We start from the raw sequence: 19,835 nt of genomic DNA on the forward strand, positions 1-19,835 counted from the left end.
GCTTAGTTGTCAATGCATTTGAATTTGAATTCTTTGATTAAAATTATTATTTCCTCTATCTTTTGGGCTATTATGCTCAAAACGATAACGCATACTACCTGAAACATTAACATCTTGAAAAATTTCATCTAAAGGTGCAGAATTTGACACGCTTATAAGTCCTAGTAAAAATACAAAAAATGCTATAAAAATCTTTTTCATTATAAAGCCTTTGTAAAAATATGATACAATTATAGTCTTTTTAAATAACTACAAAATGAAAATTTAGGAAAAATATGAATTTTTTACAAAACTTAGCTCTTTCTTACTCACACAAGGCTATGCAAAAATCTTTAGAGAATGGTTTTGATGTGAAACTTTTAAAAGAAGGACAAGAAAAAAAAGTTAATCCAAAAAAATCTTATATGCTTTATGCTCACATACCATTTTGTCATACTTTTTGCCCATATTGTAGTTTTCATAAGTATTATTACAATGAAGATTTAGCGAAAAGATATTTTGAAAGTTTAAGAGAAGAAATTAAACAAATCAAAGATAAAGGATTTGATTTTACCTCTATGTATGTGGGTGGTGGTACTACTTTGATCAACGAAGAAGAGCTTGCTAAAACTTTAGAACTTTGCAAAAAATTATTTAATATCAAAGAAATTTCTTGCGAAACTGACCCTAATCATATCGAACCTAAAAAGTTAGAAATATTTAAAGGGCTAATAGATCGCTTAAGCTGTGGTATACAAAGCTTTGATGATGATACCTTAAAAAAAGTAGCAAGATACCATAAATTTGGCTCTAGCAAAGAACTTCAAGAAAAGCTTTCTAAAGCCATAGGTGTGCTTCCTATCATGAGTATTGATTTGATTTTTAATTTTCCTTCTCAAACCAAAGAACAATTACTCAATGATTTAGAAATAGCCAAAAGCTTAAAACCTCAACAAATCACAACTTATCCTTTGATGAAATCAAACCTCACAAAAGATAATATTGCAAAAACTCTAGGAGTAAGTTTTAAAGATAATGAATTTGAATTTTATAAAATCATTATAGATTTTTTCAAAGATTATGAAAGAAATAATGCATGGTCATTTTCTTTAGAAAAAAGTAGTTTTAACGATGAGTATGTAAGCAGCCATCATGAGTATTTGGGTGTAGGAAGCGGGGCTTTTAGCTTTTTAGACGGAGAACTTTTAATCAATGCTTTTAATTTAAATGATTATTCTAAACTCATCAAAGAAAAACAAAATGCAAATATTGCTAAAGCTAATTTTGGCAAAAAAGAAATCATCAAATATGTCTTTTTAACCGAAATGTTTGCAGGTAAAATAGAGATTGATAAATTTAATAAAACTTTAGAATGCAATTTAGAAAAAGATCTTTTCATCGAACTTTTAGGTCTTAAACTAAGTAAAGCTATAAAAAAAGAAAATAATACTTTATATACAAGTGAATTTGGGCGTTATTTGTTTATGGTCTTGATGAAAGATTTTTATACGGGTATGGATTTAGTGCGTGCTGCATTTAGAGATGATAAACGCTTACAAGATAAAGAACGCATTAATATCATGCAAGAAAATGTTGATCCACTTGATTTTAAAAGTATGGAGTTTAAAGGATAAAAAGCCTTTTTTTTTAAGGCTTTTTATTAAAATGGTCTTACCACCATCATTATCGCAATGATTATAAATAATATCGTTGGAATTTCATTATAAGCTCTAAAGAATTTCCCGCTTTTCTTACAAGTATCATTTTGAAGTTGTCTATAATAATAATAATTTTGCAAATGATAAATGATCAAAAGCAAAGCACAGGTTAATTTAGCATGCATATATCCACCTACCATTAACACATCTTTATTAGCCATCATCATTAAGCTTCCAGTGATTGCAGTAACTATCATCGCAGGAGTTTGGATATAAAAATACAATTTTCTTTCTTGAATTTTCACCACTTCCACAAAGCCTTTATTGTCTTTATGTTCTGTATGATAGACAAAAAGTCTTGGCAAATAAAACATTCCAGCCATCCATGAAACAAAAGCTAAATAATGCACCATTTTAATCCACAAATACCATTCGTTTAAAAAATCTAACATTTTTCTCCTTTTTTATTAAAAATTTCTTTTATTAAAATCAAAGCTACACTAATGTTTATCATCACATCAGCTAAATTAAACACAGCAAATTCAAACCACTTATGCCAAAATACAAAATCCACCACACCTATATGCACAAAGCGATCAAGTAAATTAGAACACCCAGCAGATAGCATAATAGCAAAAGCAATCAAATGCATTTTAAAAAACTCTTTTTGATAAAGTAAATACCCAAACAAAGCCAAAATAAAAACAAGCTGTATGTATTTTAAGTACTCTCCTAAAAATGCAAACATTGAAAAGGCCACACCGGTATTATAGGTTAAAACTAAATCAAAAAATTCACCCTTATACTCAAGCCCTTGTAAAAACAAATACTTACTTGCTTGATCTAGTATAAAAACTAAAGCAAAAACAAGCCAAAATTTTAAAGGCAGGATTTTAAGCATTCAGCGCTTTCATAAAAAAGCTTTCCACAGCTTTCATTTCTTTTTCTAAAAGCTTAATGTCTTTTGCTTCAAGCAATAAGCGTATTAAATTTTCTGTACCTGAATACCTAAACAAACTAGCAATTCCTTTTTTTTCTAAATCTTTTTTCAATTCTTCCAAACCTGCAAGCTTGCTTAAGTCTTTTTTCTCTGAAATTTTAAGATTATGTAAAAGTTGTGGGTAAGGTTTAACTTGATTTAAAATTTCACTTGCACTTTTTGCCTCACTTAACATTAAAGCACTAAATTGTAAAGCAGCTACCAAACCATCTCCAGTTTTTGCATAGTCACTAAAGATAATATGCCCACTTTGCTCCCCACCAAAATTTCCACCACATTCTTTGAGTTTTTCAAGTACATATTTATCGCCTACATTGCAAGTTTCATGTGTGATTTTATGTTTAGTTAAAAACTCTTTTAAAGCACCATTGCTCATTATAGTGCTAACTACGCTTGATTTTAACTTGCCTTGTTTTTTCAAAAATAAAGCTAAAACACCCAAAAGACTATCTCCATGGGCTACTTCACCTTTTTCATCCACAACAACCAAACGATCCGCATCCCCATCAAAAGCAAAACCCACATCTGCTCTAAATTTCTTTACTTCCAAAGCCAAATTTAAAGGATGTAAAGCTCCACAATTTTCATTGATATTTAAACCATTTGGTTTATCATTGATTACAATCACATCTGCACCAAGTTCTTTAAAAACCGTAGGTGCTACCTTATAAGAAGCTCCATGAGCCACATCTAAAACAACGCGCAAAGATTTTAAAGTCAGCTCTTTAGGAAAAGAATTTTTTATAGAAACAATATATCTTCCTATCACATCATCAATTCTTTTTGCTTGGCCAATTTGTGATTTTGTTGTTCTTGCTTCTTCTATGAGTTTATCATTAAAATAAATTTCTTCTATCTTTGCTTCTGCTTGTTCATCAAGTTTATTTCCATGTGCATCAAAAAATTTAATGCCATTATCATAGTAAGGATTGTGTGAAGCTGATATCATAATACCTGCATCACAACGCATATCTTCAGTTAAAAACGCAATAGCAGGTGTTGGCATAGGACCTATTTCTATAACATTATATCCTATAGAAGTAAGCCCTGAAACGATAGCATTTTCTATCATATAACCGCTTCTTCTTGTGTCTTTTCCTACTAAGATATTATTTGTAAGGGCTTTATCTTTAAAATAAATTCCAGCAGCCATAGCCAAACGCATAGCTAAAAACGAATCCAAAAACTCCCCCGCTTTACCGCGTACTCCATCTGTTCCAAAAAGTTTCATTTTTTTACCTTTGATTTTAAATAGTGCAATTATAAGAAAAAAAGTTAAGTAATGTATAAATATGAGAATTTTATAAGCATTAGTTAGTAATAAAAATATATAATTTTTAAAATTTCACTTAAGGAAAATGAATGAAAAAAATCATCGCAGGGGTTGTAGTAGTAGTTTTACTAGCTATAGGGTTTTTTGCCTCAGCTTCTTACATTAACTCTATCAATGGAAAAATATTTGCTCAAATGAGCCAAGATACAGCATATTATAGTGTTGAAGATGCTAACTATACCAAAGGACTTTTAAACTCCAAAGGAAGTTTTATAGCTACACTTAATGACTTGCCTTATAGTTTTAAAGTGAATGTGGATTTTTCTAATAATTTTTTTGCAAGTAATAATGCCATCGTTTCTATTTTAAATGAAAATGAAGACTTAAAAGGCATTTTCCCAAATGAAGAAATCTTTAAAATCTTAGTTAGTGCAAAAGGTGGAGACATTAACATCAACGCAAAAATAAACGATATCAATTTTACCCGCAATAATACAAATTTAGTTTTAAATAATACATCTTTTAAGATTATAGGTTCTGAGGAATTTGTAAAAAATATGGAGCTTAATCTAGGTTATGTTTTATTAGAACAACTATCTCATGAAGAAAAATTAGAAGCAAAAAATATCAAAATTTCTGAATTTCCTATACAAAAATTAAGTTTTAATGATATCTTTAGCCCTAGTAGAAATAGTGAGCAAAATATAAGCATTGATAGTGCTAATTTTATAAGTTCTATTGCTTTTGACTTTGATAAATTAAAAATTTTTGCAAAAACAGCTCAAAATGCTCAAAATGATTATGATAGTGTTTTAAAACTAGATTTAGCTAAATTTAACCTTGCAAATGAAAACTTTATGCTAAATAACATTAACTTAGATATGAATTTTAATAATCTTTCTAAAAAAGCTTATGATAGCTTAGTGCAAAACTCAAATACTGATATTTTTTCTATGATGCTTTTAGCAAGTCAGTTTTTAAAAGCAAACCCACAAATCATCTTAAATAATCTAAGTTTTGAAAAAGAAGGTAAAAAATTTGACGCAAATGGACAAACTATTTTCACTGAAAATAATATAAAATCACAATTGCATGCAAACACTGAAATTCTTCCTAGTCAAATTTGGCCTGATTTTGCAAATTTTGATACTTATTTTGTAGATAATAATGGCTCTTATGTGCTTGATTTTATCTATGATGATTCTAATAAAAGTGATGTTACAACTATCATTAATGGTGAAAGACTTACCATAAATCCACAATGACAAATTTAAGCTTAACTTTTCGTCCTAAAACTTTAGATGAGGTTTTAGGACAAGAGAATTTAGTAGAAATTTTTAAAAAATTCATACAAGTTTCAAAACTCCCTCATAGTGTATTTTTTGGTCCAGCAGGTTGCGGGAAGACTTCTTTTGCAAGGGCTATAGCGTATGAGTATAAACTAGACTTTTATGAGTTTGATGGAGGAAATTTTAAGCTTGAAGAGCTTAGAAAAATACTAAGTAATTATGAAAATTCTTTATATAAACCTTTGATATTTATCGATGAGGTGCATAGGCTTTCAAAAACCCAACAAGAAATGCTTTTAATCCCTTTGGAAAATCAAAAATGCCTTTTCATAGGTGCAAGCACTGAAAACCCTTATTTTACTTTAACTTCAGGCATAAGAAGCAGAAGTATGCTTTTTGAATTTAAAGGTTTAGAATATAAAGACTTAGAAAAACTTGCCACAAAGGTACAAGAAAAACTCCAATATAAAATCGATGATGATGCCAAAGACTTTTTAATCACTTCTAGTGCAAATGATGCAAGAAGCTTTTTAAATTTATGTGAGTTTGCTTTGGCTTTAGATAGCACTCATATCACGCTTGAAACTTTGAAAAAATTAAGAGCAAATGTTTTAAGCGATGGTACTTCAAGTAAAGATACACACTATAAACTAGCTAGTTCTATGATAAAAAGCTTAAGAGGAAGTGATGTAGATGCGAGTTTGTATTATCTTGCAAGGTTGATTGATGGGGGTGAAAGTGCAGATTTCATCGCTAGAAGATTAGTGATATTTGCAAGTGAAGATATCTCAAATGCAAACCCACAAGCACTTAATCTAGCCACAAGCACACTCATAGCAGTAAAAAACATAGGCTATCCTGAAGCTAGGATCATCTTAGCTCAATGTGTGGTATTTTTAGCAAGTTCGCCCAAGTCAAACTCAAGCTATCTTGCTATAAATGAAGCGCTAAATTATGTGCAAAACAATCCTGCGTTAAAAATACTTCCTTATCTTGATAATAACAACCCTCAAAGAAAAAACTACCTTTATCCGCATGATTTTGGTGGCTGGGTTAAGCAAAGATACTTAGAAAAAGATTTGAAATTTTATCATAGTAAAGGCATAGGTTTTGAAGCGCAGCTAGACTTATGGCTAAATGATATGAAAAAAGTTAAAAAGTGATTTTAAGCACAATGTAAAAATATTTTTATATAATTTTCATTTTTTGGTTCCGTAGCTCAGTTGGTAGAGCACCACCTTGACATGGTGGTGGTCGTTGGTTCAAGTCCAATCGGAGCCACCATTTTTTATTTCTTTCGATTTCTTTAATTTCCAAAAAATGCTTTCAAAATGCTATATATAAACAAACTAAATGATCTTTAATTTCAATTAATTTCTTTTGTGTTATAATTATTTTCAATTAATTAAGCTCATTATTAGGGTTCTTTATAAGGAAAATAATGGCAAACATAGCAAAACAAAGCTTACAAGATAAATATATTAAAAATTTAAAATCTAGTGATAAACGATACAAAAAAGCTGTAGGTAATCCAAAAGAGCTTTATATTTTTGTATATCCTAGTGGTCAATATCGCTAATTGCTGTAATTAATTGTTCTTTATGTGTAGAACCAATCTTATCATAATTATAAATTAAAAATCTAGTATCTACTAAGAGGCCTTGAATTTCTGTGTAGCTTTTGCTGTTTTTCCATTCAATAGTAGCTTTTCCAATATTTTCAAAAATACCATTTATTTTAACTTCAAAATTATTATTTTGTTTGTTATACGGCATCAAAAAAACATTATATATCTTCTTATTTTTTGTTCGATATTCTGCATATTCGCCATAAGCTACCTGTTTAATTATATCACTACTTTGTGGCAATCCTTTTAATTTTACACCATATTTGTAGTATTTTGCATCTAATATATAAATTTTGTCATCATTAATCATAATAATATCGGGTTGTAATGAGCTATTATCTTTATTATCTGTATATTTTAATTTCCACTGAGTTTTTGGAAAATATTCATCCTTATCTGTAGTACCAAATGCTCTATCTATCATCTTTTCCCAAATAGCATGAAAAGCCGTGGTTCCAAATTTAAACTCGCTCTCTTTTAAAGATTTATCACTTTGTAAAAGCATATCTCTCATAGAACTAAAAAGTAATCGTTTTTTATCATCAAATGTATTATCTAATTTACTTTGCAAAACATAAAGACATTGATTTTTATTTATTGGTAAGTTGTATTTTGGTGGCATAAATGAATTGTAAGCAAAACCAAATTTGCAAAATGCCTCATAAACACAATATCTATTTATAGCTGTAATTAACCCATTTTTATTGGCTTGATTTTTTTTAGCTTGAAACTGCATATAAATTACAGAATTATTATTTTGGATGTTAGGGCGATTTTTATTAATCGTTCTAGCAAAGTTTATCTTACCTTTTGTAGTGGTTTGATAGATATTTTCTCGCTCGGTATAGTAACCGTGAGAAAGAAAATATTCTATGATATTTTTATACGCAATAAGTGGAAATGATTGCTCGATCTGTTCTTTTTTATTATCTACAAAATAAGATTTTGTATGAGATTTGTTAAATTTTAAAAGAACAGATATTAGTTTTCTAATATCTGTTCTTATATTCTTGTCATCACAATCTAAGTTAATCCCTAGTGGAAAGCAAATTTGAAGCTTATTTTCTTTACTTCTAATACCAACAAAATTATCGTCTAATTCATTGTCCATAAAGCAATACTCCCTTAAATTAAACATATAACATAGCCTTAACATCATCGATAAAAATATCAAATTGAGATTTTTCATCTTCATTAACAAATCTTTCAATGACTTCTTCTAGTGTGTGGTATTTATTTTTATTAAAAAGTTTATCTTTGTCAAATTTAAAAACATCATCCCAAAGATATTTTAAAACTTTGTGAGCAAATTTTTCTTTATTTTCTAGGTCATCATTTCTTACAAAAAATACACCAAGTCTTTTGTCTTCCATTGAGCTAACATCATTTTCGTTGTCAGAGATTACTGAATTTATGGTTTTACAGAATATTTGCCAAGAAACATCAGTATTTAAAATTTTCTTATCTATAAAATTTTTATATTCATTGTATTTTTCTTCACTTTCAAACTCTTGTATTTTTTTATCAAAAGAATTTTTAACTAACTGCATAGAAAATCTACGCTGAAAAGCAGTATCAAGTGTAAAGACATTTTGATCACTTGTATTCATTGTGGCAATTATCCATAAGTTTGATGGGATTTTAATAGGTTTTTCTATATCGTCCTTACCATAAACTATCTTTGCTATATTTTCATTGTTTATCGCATAATCGCTATTGCCATTCTTATCTCTATCAAGTAGTTGAAAAACTTCACCAAATATTGCAGGAGCGTTGCCACGATTTATTTCATCAATAACTAAAACATATTTTCCACTTGGATCATTATATGCCTTTTTTAAAATATTTGTAAAAGGTCCAGGTATAAAATCATAACTTACGATTTTATCTTTTACAATAGGCATTATCTGTCCTATGAAATCACTATATGAATAGTCAGGATGAAAAACTAATTTTTCAAAGGTATACTCATTATTTGGATACTTTGTTTTTATAGTATGACTTTTACCACTACCTGGCACACCATATAAGATGATATTTTCTCCACCTTTTTCTCTTATGTTTTCATCAATTTCTTCTTTATTTTTACTATCATCAAGTATTTTTTCATTTAACAAGAAATTAATTTCTTTTTTCTGTAGTTTGTATAAAAATCTACCTCCCTTACAACAATACATAATACTATATGGTAAATCTACTTTGATTGATTCTATGTCATTTTCTTCAACTTGACCATCTTCTTTCTTCACAAGTTTTTTTACAATAAAAAAACCTCCATTTTCGATAATTTGTATATAGCCAAAAATAATATCGCCTACCAAAATATTTTTATAGTTTTCTATATCTTTAATTTCTATGTCATTCTTTAATGCATAAATCCATATATTCATATTATATCTCCAATCTCATTAAATTCATCGCATTTTAAATTAATATCATATGGAATGCCAATATATTTTTTTGAATAAGAATCAGCCTTATAAGTAATAAAGGAGCCATGCCATTTATTTATAAAAGTATCCGTTCTTAATATATTAAAATTTGCTAAATAATTTTCAGCCACTATATCATAATTTTCATTTGAATTTATTTCTGACATTAAAACATAGTATTTTTCATGTTTTTGAAGAATATATCTATAAAACTCCAAACTATATATTGATATTTCTGCATTACACTTATTAATATTTAGGCTTAATACTAAAAATTGACCTGGTGTGATTTTTTGATATTTTATATAATTAGTTAATCTAAACCATAGCCCATCTCTATGTCTATTGTCTTTTATGTGTACTTGAAAATATTTTTCTAAAATTGGATCAAATATTTCAAAATATGCAATTCTATTTCTACTATCATATGATGTTTTTTTATCATTAATAGTAAATGCTGTAGAGTTGCTTACTTTGCTAAATAACTTTTCAATTGTATCTATAGAACTAAGATTTATGTATAAATCAGAACCTGAATATCCAGTTAATTGTCTTGTTGCAATAATAAAATGTGTATTCATCGGTCAACCAAACAAATATATTTTTGTGTATTCTAATAAAAAAACACTTATTTTATTATAAATACTTTTTAAATACTTTTGCAAATACCTTTGACATTAAAGGGGGAACGGCATTTCCTATTTGCATATAAGTTTTTAGGTATGGTCCAAAAAACAAATAATCATCAGGGAAACTTTGAATTCTTGCAGCTTCTCGTGGTGTAATAGCTCTAATCTGAGTTGGATGGATGTGTGAGTGACAATCCATTTTTAAGTGTGCTGTAATTGTCCTACTAGGCTCATTCTCTATCAGTTTAAAATATTTGTCCTTAAATATATGACTTCTGATAGAATAAGGCATAATATCTTTTATTGTTTCAGCTGTAGAATCCTCCCCTTGTTTTAATAGTGAATATATCTTTAAATTTGTTTCATTTTGAAAACGTGCCTTGTGATTGTATATAAATGAACAAATATTACTATCATTTATTAAATTTAAATATTCATTGTTTTTATGTCTATTAATAGAAATCTTTGAGCCAGATTCGTCATCAGTTTCTGTTTGATTTTTTTTGTCTGGACAAACCAAGCTATCGATATTATCCAAAGCATCCTTTAAGACAAATTTTCTATTTTTTATTATTTCATTTTCAATATCACTCATAATTATATCTACATCTAAATTTTGTTTTCTTGCATACTCTTTGTTAATACCAATGTAAATTAACCTAATTCTTTTTTGTGGAACAGAAAAATTAGTTGCATCATATAACCTATATTTAACCATATAACCTATTTTGTCAAAATCTTCTATTACTTGATTTGCTACTTTTAGCATACCCTTCACATTTTCCATTATTATAAATTTAGGTTTTAAATTATTTACACATTTTGCAAAGTATTTATACAAAACATTTCTAGGATCATCTATAACTCTTTGTTGATTAGCGCTACTAAAAGATTGACAAGGTGGGCCACCTATAATTATATCTACTTGAGATTTTACATATTTGTGTATATTTTGAGATATTAATCTTATATCACCATTAATTATACGAGATGAATTTACTTCAGGATGATTAAAACTATAAGTTCTTAAAGCATCTTTATCAATATCATTTGCCATTAATATATTATAACCCATTCTACTAAAACCATAACTAAAACCACCTGCACCGCAAAATAAATCAATAATTGCAGGTGATTTATTTGTTTTTTTTGCCTGCAAAGATTTTCTATATTTGTTTGAAAATTTATCAATAGTATCTGTAAAAAAGTTTTTATTACTTGTATATATAGAAATACTGCTCATCAATCTATTGTAATCTTTTTTTAGTATTTTTTTTAAAATATCAATTTCATATTCATCTTTGATAATTCCCATATATTCTAATTGTTTATATATATCATCATTTTTTAATACTATGGTGTTTAGATTATGTAATTCTTTTGTTTTTTCTGCAAAGCGGTTAATTATTTCAATATTTTCCAAAAAATATTTTTTTTCTTGAGCTGTTTTTAAGTTTGCAACATTTTTAAAAAACATTTTTTACCTCATTTATAAATATTTTTTTAAAATCATAGCTATATATTTAGACATTAAAGGTGGAACGGCATTACCAATTTGTTTAAATTGTTGTGTAATAGAACATGGAAAAATAAAATCATCGGGAAAACTCTGTAATCTTGCAGCTTCTCTTGGAGTAAGACTTCTCTCTTGTGTATAGTCAGGATGAATAAACTGATGACCATCCTTATGCAAGTGTGCAATAATTGTTTTTGATGGAGCGTCATAATATTGAACACAATAACTATTATTAAATAACCTTTTTTTTGTATGTACTAAATTTGGCTCATTTTCATATAATTCTAATAAATTCCATTTGTTTTTTGCCATAAGGCGATATCTTTTTCTATCTAATTCATTATTACTTCTAGCAATATGTCCGTGCAAGAGTTTATAATCATTTGTTCTAATTAACTTTAAATAATTTGATTTTTTTACTGGATTATAAACTATAGTTTTCTTTCCCTCTGATGGTTTTAATTTTGGTAAATCAGATATAGCATCTCTCACAGTTGTCTTATCTATTTTTTTTGTAATTTTTTTAAGATCATCATAAATATTCTTGGGTTCAATATTTAAATCTTTTCTTACACCTATAATAATAACTCTTTTTCTATCTTGTGGAACACCAAAATCAACTGCATTTAACAAAATCACATCTTTATCTTCAATAATTCTATAGTTTTCTTTCATACCATTAAATATGCTTTCTATTATAGAATTACCTTTAATTTTCGTAGATAATATACCACTAACATTTTCAAATACAAAAAATTTTGGTTTAAAGTAATTTAATATATTTAGATAATTTTCATATAAATAATTTCTTGGATCTTTTTTCATGCCAAATGGATCTCTTGCCTTGCCTTGTGATGAAAAAGATTGACAAGGTGGACCACCTACAATTATATCAACACCAGTAGTTTTACTGATATTATTCTCTATTATTTCTATAATATTTTTATCTGTTATATCAGTAGGTTGTATTTTATTAATTTCATTTTGAGAATATCCATAATATCTCATTCTTTCTTGTAGTGTTAAACAAGCATATTTATCAGATTCTATATGAGTAAGAGCCGTGTAACCCTCTTGATAAAAACCCTCTGCCATTCCACCAGCACCCGCGAATAAATCTATAAAAGTTCTTTTTTTCATTATTATATTCTTACCATTTATTCATTCTTTAATAATTTGCAATATATCATCATCTTTTAATTATGATAATATATCAAACCACTTTCATAGTAAGTGACTCATAAATTTCTCTAAATACTCTATATAAACTTTCTGCAATTTTTTTATAATATTTTTAGTTCTCTTACTTTAATACACTTATGAATTTTATAAATAATTTGTGCTAATTTCAAATTTTATATTTTATTATTTTGTGATTATACATTACAAATCATAAAAAAATATAAACTATATAAATTTATTATATTATATCAATTTTATAATTTATTTGTTTTGTAATTATCAATTAATTGAAAACTATTATAAAAGTTATTTAAATTAATAATTTCAAAGACAAAATAGCCAACACAATGTTTAATATGATCTATGAAAATGCAAAATGATATCTAGGTAGTTTTACTAAACTACCTATTTTTACATATACTTTAACAAATTCGTAAATTCTTGAATTTCTTTTTCTTGATCTAAGATGATTTTTTTAGCAATATCAGTGATAGTTTTGTCTTTAGAGTAAAATAAAATTTGTTTTGAAGCATCTACCGCACCTTGATGATGTGCTATCATCGCTTCTAGAAAGTCTTTATTGATGTTTTTGCTTTCTTTAACCGAACTCATTAAAATCATCATTTTTTGCATTAACTCTTTTTCTTCTTGAACAAATTTTTTATAAGTTTCTTCATCAATTTGAGTTTTTGTATAAAGATTTTTATCTAGAATTTCTTGAAATTCTTGAATTTCTTTTTCTTGAGCTTTGATGATATTTTGAGCGATTTTTTTCATCTCTTCACTTTTAGTATGTTCTAATAAAAGCTTAGATGAATCAATAGCACCTTGATGATGTGGGATCATATTAGCTAAAAAATCTCTTTCTATGTCATTGCTTTGTACTAAAGGATTTTTCATCATAGGTTCATGCATACTCATCATGATTTGTGATGAAATACTTCCAGAAGCTCCATGATGAGCATGATGAGAATTTGCAGCAAATAAAGCACTTGCCAAAACTAAACTTGAAACTATAGTTTTTATTTTCATTTTTTTCCTTAAACTTTTAATTTAAAATCAAAAATATATAAAAATATCACAAACTAAAATTAACAAAAAAATTCAATTTTTTTTTGTTATAATTTATTTAAAAATACACAAGGATGGAAAATGCTTAGAGAACTACTTGAGATAAAAAAAGAAATGGAACCTATAATTCATGATTGTTCAGTAAAAATTCAAGTAGCCGCAAGAGAAGTAATCGTAAGAAAAAGAGAATATGAAATTTATGGACCTATGATAGATAGAGTATATCTTGATAATGCCATTTATATTAAAATTTTTGGTAGTGGGCGTGATACAAAAAGCACAAAAGTAGATATTAAAAACGGCCTTTATATGGTGTATGTAGCTCCCGATAAACCAACTAATCAAGAAATCATGAATAAACTAAAAATCGCATTTGAAAGTATAGATAATAAATTCATTTCAAGAATTTTAGAACTCAATAGAAGAATGAAAGAAGTGATTAATAAAACCCAAGCAACTCTAGCAAAAGCATCAAATATGAATGTTTTAATAGAAACTAACCTAGGCGAAGCAAGTGCTGCACATAAGTTTGTAATCACTATCAAATATTTAAAAGATAATCAAAAATTAGAATTAAAAAATTCAAAATCTGCAGGTAGCTTTAGAGATACTAAAAATCACATCAACCTAGTAGTAGAAAAAAACACTGATTCAGCTATATGTGAAAAACTTTTACATGATGTTGAAATTTATTTCATAGGTAGTGGAAAATAAAATCACTTTTTTACTCTCAAATTTGCTAAGTGTGTCAAAGCCACCGCAATAGCATCAGTAATATCAAGTGGCTTAATATCTTTTGAAATTCCAAGCAATCTTTTTACCATGAAAGCTACTTGCTCTTTAGTAGCTTTTGCTTTACCTGTTACGGTTTTTTTCACTTGCAAAGGTGTATATTCTGCAAATTCTCCATGAGTTTGTAAAATTTTTAAACTCAAAGCTCCACGAAATTGAGCTAGTTTTAAAACCGTTTTTGGATTATAAGCAAAAAATATATCTTCTATAGCTACCTCATCAAATTGATGATTTTTAAAGATTAGATCAAGCCCTTCACATAATTCTGTGATTTGATATTGTAAATCATTAGGTTTGATTTTGATAAGACCTGCTTCTATGAGTTGATTTTTATTATTAATTCTTTCTACAATAGCATATCCACAATACCTAGAACCAGGATCTATCCCTAAAACTTTCAAACTTTTCACCTTTTTATTCACATAGATGTGAAATTTAAATTTTTATGTGAATAATTTTAACCATTTTTTATAAAAAATAAGCTAGAATTTTAAGTTTTACATCATAATTTATAAGAAAAATAATGAATATAAAAGATTTTTTACTTGAATTTAAAACTGAAATTAGCAATAACGAATACAATACTTACATTTCTCACTTACAATTTAGTGAAAAATTAAGTAAAAATAATATCTTAGTATTTATAGCACCAAATCATTTTTTGGCTAAATTTATACAAACAAAATACGCACAAAAACTAGCTTATTTTTATGAAGTAAAAACAGGGATTAATCCTCAAGTTAAAATCATCACAAATGATCAAAAGATAGAAAAAAAACATTTTTCTACAGATATTTCACAGATTAAATTTCAAAGCACTATTTTAAATCCTTCTTTTACTTTTGAAAGTTTTGTTGTAGGAGATTCTAATCAATTTGCCTATGCAACTTGCAAAGCCATTACCGATAAAAGCAAACTTGGAAAATTATACAATCCTATCTTTATCTATGGCCCCACAGGACTTGGAAAAACTCACTTGCTTCAAGCTGTCGGAAATGTGTGTTTGGATAATGGATATAAGGTTATTTATGCTACAAGTGATAATTTTATCAATGATTTTACCATGCATTTAAATAACAAAACCATGAGTAAATTCCATGAAAAATACAAAAATTGTGATGTTTTACTCATCGATGATGTGCAGTTTTTAGGTAAAACAGACAAAATTCAAGAAGAATTTTTCTTTACTTTTAATGAAATCAAAGAAAAATTTGGACAAATCATCATGACAAGTGATAATCCTCCAAATATACTAAAAGGCATAACAGAACGCTTAAAAAGTCGTTTTGCAAATGGGATCATCGCAGATATCACTCCACCTCAGCTTGATACAAAAATCGCAATTATCAAGAAAAAATGCGAATTTAATGCTATTTATCTTAAACCTGAAGTTATAAGCTACATCGCTACTTCAATGGGAGATAATATCCGAGAAATAGAAGGAATGATTACAAATCTAAATGCTCAAGCAAGGCTTTTTAACCAAGAAATCACTTTAGAAATTGTTAAAAGCTTTATGAAAGATCACATTAAAGAAACAAAAGAAAATATTAGTGTTGAAGATATACTTGCTGATGTTTCAAAAAGCTATAATCTTAAACCTAATGATATAAAATCAAACAAAAAAACACAAAATATCGTTATGGCAAGAAGGGTTGTGATATATTTAGCAAGAGAGCTAACGACTATGTCTATGCCTCAACTTGCTAGATTTTTTAATATGAAAGATCACACCGCCATTTCACATAATATTAAAAAAATTCAAGAACTAATGAGTGAAAATGAAAACTTAAAAGCCATAGTAGAAGAATTAAGAAATAAAATTTTGACAAAAATAAAAAGCAACCTGTGAATAAAAGTGAAAAACAAAAAATTTTATTCTATGAGTAAAATTTCTATAAAAAAAGACTTTTAAAAAGCATTTCACATTTTCACATTGCTTATTATTATGATAAAATAAATTTAAAAAATAAAGGAAGTAAAAATGAAAATTAGCATTAATAAAAACACTTTAGAATCTGCCATAGTTTTAACTAACTCTTATGTAGATAAAAAAGATTCAAGTAACATCGCTTCTCACTTACTTTTTGAAGTAGTTGAAGATAAGCTAATCATAAGAGCAAGTGATTATGAAATAGGTATTAATTATAAAATCAAAAAAATCAAAGTTGAAAGTGCAGGTTTTGCAACTGCTAATGCTAAAAGTATTTTAGATATTATTAAAAGTTTAAATAATGAAGATGTAGTCTTAGAAACCATAGAAAATTTCCTTTTTATTAGACAAAAAGGAACTAAATATAAACTTCCTATGTTTAATTATGAAGATTTTCCAAATTTCCCAAGCACTGAAGGAAAAGATAAATTTGATATTGATTCAAGTGATTTAAGTAGATCTTTGAAAAAAATCCTACCTGCAGTTGATACAAATAATCCAAAGTATTCTTTAAATGGTGCTTTACTTGATATAAAAACTACTCACATCAGCTTTGTAGGGACAGATACAAAACGCTTAGCAGTTTTCACACTAAATAAAACAAATGAAAAAGAATTTAACCTTTGTATCCCTAAAAAAGCTATTTTAGAAATGCAAAAAATCTTTTTTGAAAAAATTGAAATTTATTATGATGAAAATATATTGATTGCAAAAAATGATAATTTTGAATTTTTTACAAAACTTATTAATGATAAATTCCCTGATTATGAAAGAGTAATTCCAAAAAATATCACAAAGGAATTTATTTTTAAAACTGAAGAATTTATGGATGCATTGAAAAAAATCAATGTAATTACTGAAAAAATGAAATTAAATTTCCATAAAGATAAACTTGTATTTGAAGGTATTAGTTTAGATAATATGGAAGCAAAAACTGAACTTGAAATGGAACTTAATATAGATGAAGAATTTAATCTTTGCATTAAAAATAAATTCATCACTGACTTTTTAAATTCTATTGAAAGTGAAACATTCAAACTTAGCATAAATGAACCTCATATGGCGTTTTTAGTTTCAAGTGAAGAATTACAAACTGTAATTATGCCAGTTATTTTATAAGGAAAATAAATGCAAGAAAATCAAAATTACGGCGCAGGAAATATTAAAGTTTTAAAAGGCTTAGAAGCTGTTAGAAAACGCCCTGGTATGTATATAGGTGATACCAATATAGGCGGTCTTCATCATATGATTTATGAAGTAGTGGATAATTCTATCGATGAAGCTATGGCAGGTTTTTGTGATACGATCAATGTAGAAATTACCACAGAAGGTTCTTGTATAGTAAGTGATAATGGTAGAGGGATCCCTGTGGGAATTCACCCTACTGAAAATATTCCTACTTTAACTGTAGTTTTAACCGTACTTCATGCAGGTGGAAAATTTGATAAAGATACTTATAAAGTTTCAGGTGGTTTACACGGAGTTGGTGTGAGCGTTGTAAATGCTTTATCAAAAAAATTAGTTGCTACAGTACATAGAGATGGAGAAATTTATCGCCAAGAATTTTCAGAAGGTAAAGTCACAAGCAATTTTGAAACCATAGGTAAAAGTAAAAAAACAGGGACAATCATAGAATTTTGGCCAGATGATCAAATTTTTGAAGTGACTGATTTTGATTATGAAATTTTAGCTAAAAGATTTCGTGAACTTGCATATTTAAATCCAAAAATTACTATAAATTTTAAAGATAATCGTGTAGGAAAAGCAGAAAGTTTTCATTTTGAAGGTGGTATAAGCCAGTTTGTTACAGATTTAAATAAAAAACAAGCTTTAACTAAGGCAATATTTTTCAATGTAGATGAAGAAGATGTAAATGTTGAAGTAGCATTGCTTTATAATGATAGTTATAGTGAAAATTTACTTTCTTTTGTAAATAATATCAAAACCCCAGATGGTGGAACGCACGAAGCAGGTTTTAGAATGGGCTTAACTCGTGTTATTAGTAATTACATTGAAGCAAATGCTAGTGCTAGAGAGAAAGATTCTAAAATCACAGGTGATGATGTAAGAGAAGGTTTGATAGCAATTGTAAGTGTAAAAGTACCTGAGCCACAATTTGAAGGACAAACTAAAGGAAAATTAGGTTCAAGCTATGTTAGACCTATAGTTTCTAAGGCTTCTTTTGAGTATTTGACAAAATATTTTGAAGAAAATCCTATTGAAGCAAAAGCTATCATGAATAAAGCTTTAATGGCAGCTCGTGGTAGAGAAGCAGCTAAAAAAGCTAGAGAGCTAACAAGAAAAAAAGAAAGTTCAAGTGTAGGGACTTTACCAGGAAAACTAGCTGATTGTCAAAGTAAAGATCCAAGTGAAAGTGAAATTTATTTAGTTGAGGGTGATAGTGCGGGAGGTTCTGCAAAACAAGGTAGAGAAAGAACTTTCCAAGCGATTTTACCTTTAAGAGGTAAAATACTCAATGTTGAAAAAGCAAGACTAGATAAAATTTTAAAAAGTGAACAAATTCAAAATATGATCACAGCCTTTGGTTGTGGGATCGGTGATGAGTTTGATATAGAAAAACTAAGATATCATAAAATCATTATCATGACCGATGCTGATGTAGATGGTTCTCACATACAAACTTTACTTTTGACATTTTTCTTCCGTTTTATGAATGATCTTGTAATAAATGGACATATTTATTTAGCTCAACCACCTTTATATCGCTATAAAAAAGGTCAGAAAAAAGAAATTTATCTAAAAGATGAAAAAGCTTTAAATGATTATTTGATCGAAACAGGTATAGAGAGTTCTACTTATGAGGGTATAGGGTTAAATGATTTAAAAGATTTTCTAAAAATTGTCGCAGCTTATAGAAGTGTTTTAAAAGAATTAGAAAAAAGATTTAATGTGATTTCAGTGATTAGATATTTGATAGAAAATCCTGATTTGATAAAAGCTTCTAATGAAGAATTATTTAAAGTTATAAAAGAATTTTTAGAAAAACAAAATCACAATATCTTAAATTCTTATATCAATGAAAATGAAATTCGTGTATATGTACAAACTGAAAATGGTTTAGAAGAGCTTATCATCAATGATGATTTGTTTGCTAATCCTTTATATGAAGAGGCAAATTATATTTATCAAAAAATCAAAGATAGAGATTTAAAATTTGATAAAGATATTTTAGAAATTTTAGATGAAGTTGAAAAAAATGCTAAAAAAGGTGCTTATATACAACGCTATAAAGGTCTTGGTGAGATGAATCCTGAACAACTTTGGGAAACAACTATGGATCCAAGTAATCGTCGTTTGTTAAAGATCACCATAGAAGATGCTCAAAGAGCAAATGATACTTTTAACCTTTTCATGGGTGATGATGTAGAACCACGCCGTGAATATATACAAGCTCATGCTAAAGATGTTAAACATTTAGATGTTTGATTTATTG

General features: G+C 27.6%; 19 protein-coding genes and 1 tRNA gene. 9 read left to right on the forward strand and 11 right to left on the reverse strand.

From position 1 onward, the window contains the following. Positions 1-9: 9 nt before the first annotated feature. A complete protein-coding gene (locus CAMP18497_RS03805; RefSeq protein WP_039627274.1) occupies positions 10-201 on the reverse strand; it encodes a mini-MOMP protein in 192 nt (63 codons plus the stop codon). Between the two features lie 74 nt (positions 202-275). On the opposite strand from CAMP18497_RS03805, the gene CAMP18497_RS03810 reads away from it, so the two are divergent. Next, positions 276-1,613 carry a coproporphyrinogen III oxidase family protein gene (locus tag CAMP18497_RS03810; RefSeq protein WP_337212538.1) on the forward strand — a complete coding sequence of 446 codons (1,338 nt, stop codon included), beginning with the start codon at positions 276-278 and terminating at the stop codon, positions 1,611-1,613. A gap of 26 nt (positions 1,614-1,639) precedes the next feature. Here the strand turns inward: CAMP18497_RS03810 and hemJ are convergent, their stop codons facing one another. Genes hemJ through glmM form a run of 3 tightly spaced genes read right to left on the reverse strand, consistent with a single transcriptional unit; the run spans position 1,640 to position 3,868 of the window. Continuing rightward, a complete protein-coding gene (gene hemJ / locus CAMP18497_RS03815; protein WP_337212540.1) occupies positions 1,640-2,089 on the reverse strand; it encodes a protoporphyrinogen oxidase HemJ in 450 nt (149 codons plus the stop codon). Further along, a complete protein-coding gene (lspA, locus tag CAMP18497_RS03820; protein ID WP_337212542.1) occupies positions 2,083-2,538 on the reverse strand; it encodes a signal peptidase II in 456 nt (151 codons plus the stop codon). The genes hemJ and lspA overlap by 7 nt, the downstream gene beginning before the upstream one ends. Then, positions 2,531-3,868 (reverse strand): phosphoglucosamine mutase, encoded by a 1,338-nt coding sequence (gene glmM, locus CAMP18497_RS03825; RefSeq protein ID WP_039629248.1) that lies wholly within the window; start codon positions 3,866-3,868, stop codon positions 2,531-2,533. The genes lspA and glmM overlap by 8 nt, the downstream gene beginning before the upstream one ends. 131 nt (positions 3,869-3,999) lie before the next feature. Between glmM and CAMP18497_RS03830 the strand changes: the two genes are divergently transcribed. From CAMP18497_RS03830 to CAMP18497_RS03845, 4 genes are all read left to right on the forward strand, one after another. Next, positions 4,000-5,175, forward strand: a complete 1,176-nt coding sequence (locus CAMP18497_RS03830; protein ID WP_337212545.1) for a DUF945 family protein — start codon at positions 4,000-4,002, stop codon at positions 5,173-5,175. Next, complete coding sequence (locus CAMP18497_RS03835; protein ID WP_337212547.1) at positions 5,172-6,362, forward strand: replication-associated recombination protein A; 1,191 nt, start codon at positions 5,172-5,174, stop codon at positions 6,360-6,362. The genes CAMP18497_RS03830 and CAMP18497_RS03835 overlap by 4 nt, the downstream gene beginning before the upstream one ends. A gap of 45 nt (positions 6,363-6,407) precedes the next feature. After that, positions 6,408-6,483: transfer RNA gene (locus tag CAMP18497_RS03840), tRNA-Val, on the forward strand. A 157-nt stretch (positions 6,484-6,640) separates the two neighbouring features. After that, positions 6,641-6,778, forward strand: a complete 138-nt coding sequence (locus tag CAMP18497_RS03845) for a hypothetical protein (RefSeq protein ID WP_263724155.1) — start codon at positions 6,641-6,643, stop codon at positions 6,776-6,778. Here the strand turns inward: CAMP18497_RS03845 and CAMP18497_RS03850 are convergent. The 6 genes from CAMP18497_RS03850 to CAMP18497_RS03875 form a co-directional block, all read right to left on the reverse strand. After that, positions 6,759-7,964 (reverse strand): LlaJI family restriction endonuclease, encoded by a 1,206-nt coding sequence (locus CAMP18497_RS03850; protein ID WP_337212551.1) that lies wholly within the window; start codon positions 7,962-7,964, stop codon positions 6,759-6,761. The two genes, CAMP18497_RS03845 and CAMP18497_RS03850, sit on opposite strands and share 20 nt — an antisense overlap. Beyond that, positions 7,957-9,216: an McrB family protein gene (locus tag CAMP18497_RS03855; protein ID WP_337212553.1), complete on the reverse strand. Its 1,260-nt coding sequence runs from the start codon at positions 9,214-9,216 to the stop codon at positions 7,957-7,959. Before CAMP18497_RS03855 ends, CAMP18497_RS03850 begins: the two co-directional genes overlap by 8 nt. Beyond that, the gene (locus CAMP18497_RS03860) at positions 9,213-9,839 is read right to left on the reverse strand and encodes a hypothetical protein (RefSeq protein ID WP_114640746.1); all 627 of its coding nucleotides are present in this window, start codon (positions 9,837-9,839) and stop codon (positions 9,213-9,215) included. Before CAMP18497_RS03860 ends, CAMP18497_RS03855 begins: the two co-directional genes overlap by 4 nt. Positions 9,840-9,894: 55 nt before the next feature. Continuing rightward, positions 9,895-11,364, reverse strand: a complete 1,470-nt coding sequence (locus CAMP18497_RS03865; protein WP_337212556.1) for a DNA cytosine methyltransferase — start codon at positions 11,362-11,364, stop codon at positions 9,895-9,897. Between the two features lie 12 nt (positions 11,365-11,376). Then, entirely contained in the window at positions 11,377-12,543 is a 1,167-nt protein-coding gene (locus tag CAMP18497_RS03870; protein WP_337212558.1) for a DNA cytosine methyltransferase, read from the reverse strand. Between the two features lie 453 nt (positions 12,544-12,996). After that, positions 12,997-13,617 (reverse strand): DUF305 domain-containing protein, encoded by a 621-nt coding sequence (locus tag CAMP18497_RS03875; RefSeq protein ID WP_047208734.1) that lies wholly within the window; start codon positions 13,615-13,617, stop codon positions 12,997-12,999. Between the two features lie 120 nt (positions 13,618-13,737). Between CAMP18497_RS03875 and CAMP18497_RS03880 the strand changes: the two genes are divergently transcribed. Then, positions 13,738-14,370 (forward strand): hypothetical protein, encoded by a 633-nt coding sequence (locus tag CAMP18497_RS03880; protein WP_039619509.1) that lies wholly within the window; start codon positions 13,738-13,740, stop codon positions 14,368-14,370. A gap of 2 nt (positions 14,371-14,372) precedes the next feature. Here CAMP18497_RS03880 and ruvC read toward each other — a convergent pair whose 3' ends face one another. Beyond that, complete coding sequence (gene ruvC, locus CAMP18497_RS03885) at positions 14,373-14,849, reverse strand: crossover junction endodeoxyribonuclease RuvC (RefSeq protein WP_039619511.1); 477 nt, start codon at positions 14,847-14,849, stop codon at positions 14,373-14,375. A 122-nt stretch (positions 14,850-14,971) separates the two neighbouring features. Here ruvC and dnaA point away from each other — a divergent pair, with 122 nt between their 5' ends. From dnaA to gyrB, 3 genes are all read left to right on the forward strand, one after another. Further along, positions 14,972-16,300: a chromosomal replication initiator protein DnaA gene (gene dnaA / locus CAMP18497_RS03890; protein WP_337212561.1), complete on the forward strand. Its 1,329-nt coding sequence runs from the start codon at positions 14,972-14,974 to the stop codon at positions 16,298-16,300. A gap of 132 nt (positions 16,301-16,432) precedes the next feature. Beyond that, positions 16,433-17,500, forward strand: a complete 1,068-nt coding sequence (gene dnaN / locus CAMP18497_RS03895; protein ID WP_039617031.1) for a DNA polymerase III subunit beta — start codon at positions 16,433-16,435, stop codon at positions 17,498-17,500. A 9-nt stretch (positions 17,501-17,509) separates the two neighbouring features. Further along, positions 17,510-19,828 carry a DNA topoisomerase (ATP-hydrolyzing) subunit B gene (gene gyrB, locus CAMP18497_RS03900; protein WP_337212564.1) on the forward strand — a complete coding sequence of 773 codons (2,319 nt, stop codon included), beginning with the start codon at positions 17,510-17,512 and terminating at the stop codon, positions 19,826-19,828. The last annotated feature ends 7 nt before the right edge of the window (positions 19,829-19,835 follow it).

This window comes from Campylobacter sp. W0066.1, from assembly GCF_024723635.1.
Taxonomy (GTDB): domain Bacteria; phylum Campylobacterota; class Campylobacteria; order Campylobacterales; family Campylobacteraceae; genus Campylobacter_D; species Campylobacter_D lari_C.

Bases quoted from the DNA above. Each gene is read 5' to 3' on its own strand.
- CAMP18497_RS03805 (WP_039627274.1), bottom strand. From the start codon at position 201: ATGAAAAAGATTTTTATAGCATTTTTTGTATTTTTACTAGGACTTATA.
- CAMP18497_RS03810 (WP_337212538.1), top strand. From the start codon at position 276: ATGAATTTTTTACAAAACTTAGCTCTTTCTTACTCACACAAGGCTATG.
- hemJ (WP_337212540.1), bottom strand. From the start codon at position 2,089: ATGTTAGATTTTTTAAACGAATGGTATTTGTGGATTAAAATGGTGCAT.
- lspA (WP_337212542.1), bottom strand. From the start codon at position 2,538: ATGCTTAAAATCCTGCCTTTAAAATTTTGGCTTGTTTTTGCTTTAGTT.
- glmM (WP_039629248.1), bottom strand. From the start codon at position 3,868: ATGAAACTTTTTGGAACAGATGGAGTACGCGGTAAAGCGGGGGAGTTT.
- CAMP18497_RS03830 (WP_337212545.1), top strand. From the start codon at position 4,000: ATGAAAAAAATCATCGCAGGGGTTGTAGTAGTAGTTTTACTAGCTATA.
- CAMP18497_RS03835 (WP_337212547.1), top strand. From the start codon at position 5,172: ATGACAAATTTAAGCTTAACTTTTCGTCCTAAAACTTTAGATGAGGTT.
- CAMP18497_RS03845 (WP_263724155.1), top strand. From the start codon at position 6,641: ATGGCAAACATAGCAAAACAAAGCTTACAAGATAAATATATTAAAAAT.
- CAMP18497_RS03850 (WP_337212551.1), bottom strand. From the start codon at position 7,964: ATGTTTAATTTAAGGGAGTATTGCTTTATGGACAATGAATTAGACGAT.
- CAMP18497_RS03855 (WP_337212553.1), bottom strand. From the start codon at position 9,216: ATGAATATATGGATTTATGCATTAAAGAATGACATAGAAATTAAAGAT.
- CAMP18497_RS03860 (WP_114640746.1), bottom strand. From the start codon at position 9,839: ATGAATACACATTTTATTATTGCAACAAGACAATTAACTGGATATTCA.
- CAMP18497_RS03865 (WP_337212556.1), bottom strand. From the start codon at position 11,364: ATGTTTTTTAAAAATGTTGCAAACTTAAAAACAGCTCAAGAAAAAAAA.
- CAMP18497_RS03870 (WP_337212558.1), bottom strand. From the start codon at position 12,543: ATGAAAAAAAGAACTTTTATAGATTTATTCGCGGGTGCTGGTGGAATG.
- CAMP18497_RS03875 (WP_047208734.1), bottom strand. From the start codon at position 13,617: ATGAAAATAAAAACTATAGTTTCAAGTTTAGTTTTGGCAAGTGCTTTA.
- CAMP18497_RS03880 (WP_039619509.1), top strand. From the start codon at position 13,738: ATGCTTAGAGAACTACTTGAGATAAAAAAAGAAATGGAACCTATAATT.
- dnaA (WP_337212561.1), top strand. From the start codon at position 14,972: ATGAATATAAAAGATTTTTTACTTGAATTTAAAACTGAAATTAGCAAT.
- dnaN (WP_039617031.1), top strand. From the start codon at position 16,433: ATGAAAATTAGCATTAATAAAAACACTTTAGAATCTGCCATAGTTTTA.
- gyrB (WP_337212564.1), top strand. From the start codon at position 17,510: ATGCAAGAAAATCAAAATTACGGCGCAGGAAATATTAAAGTTTTAAAA.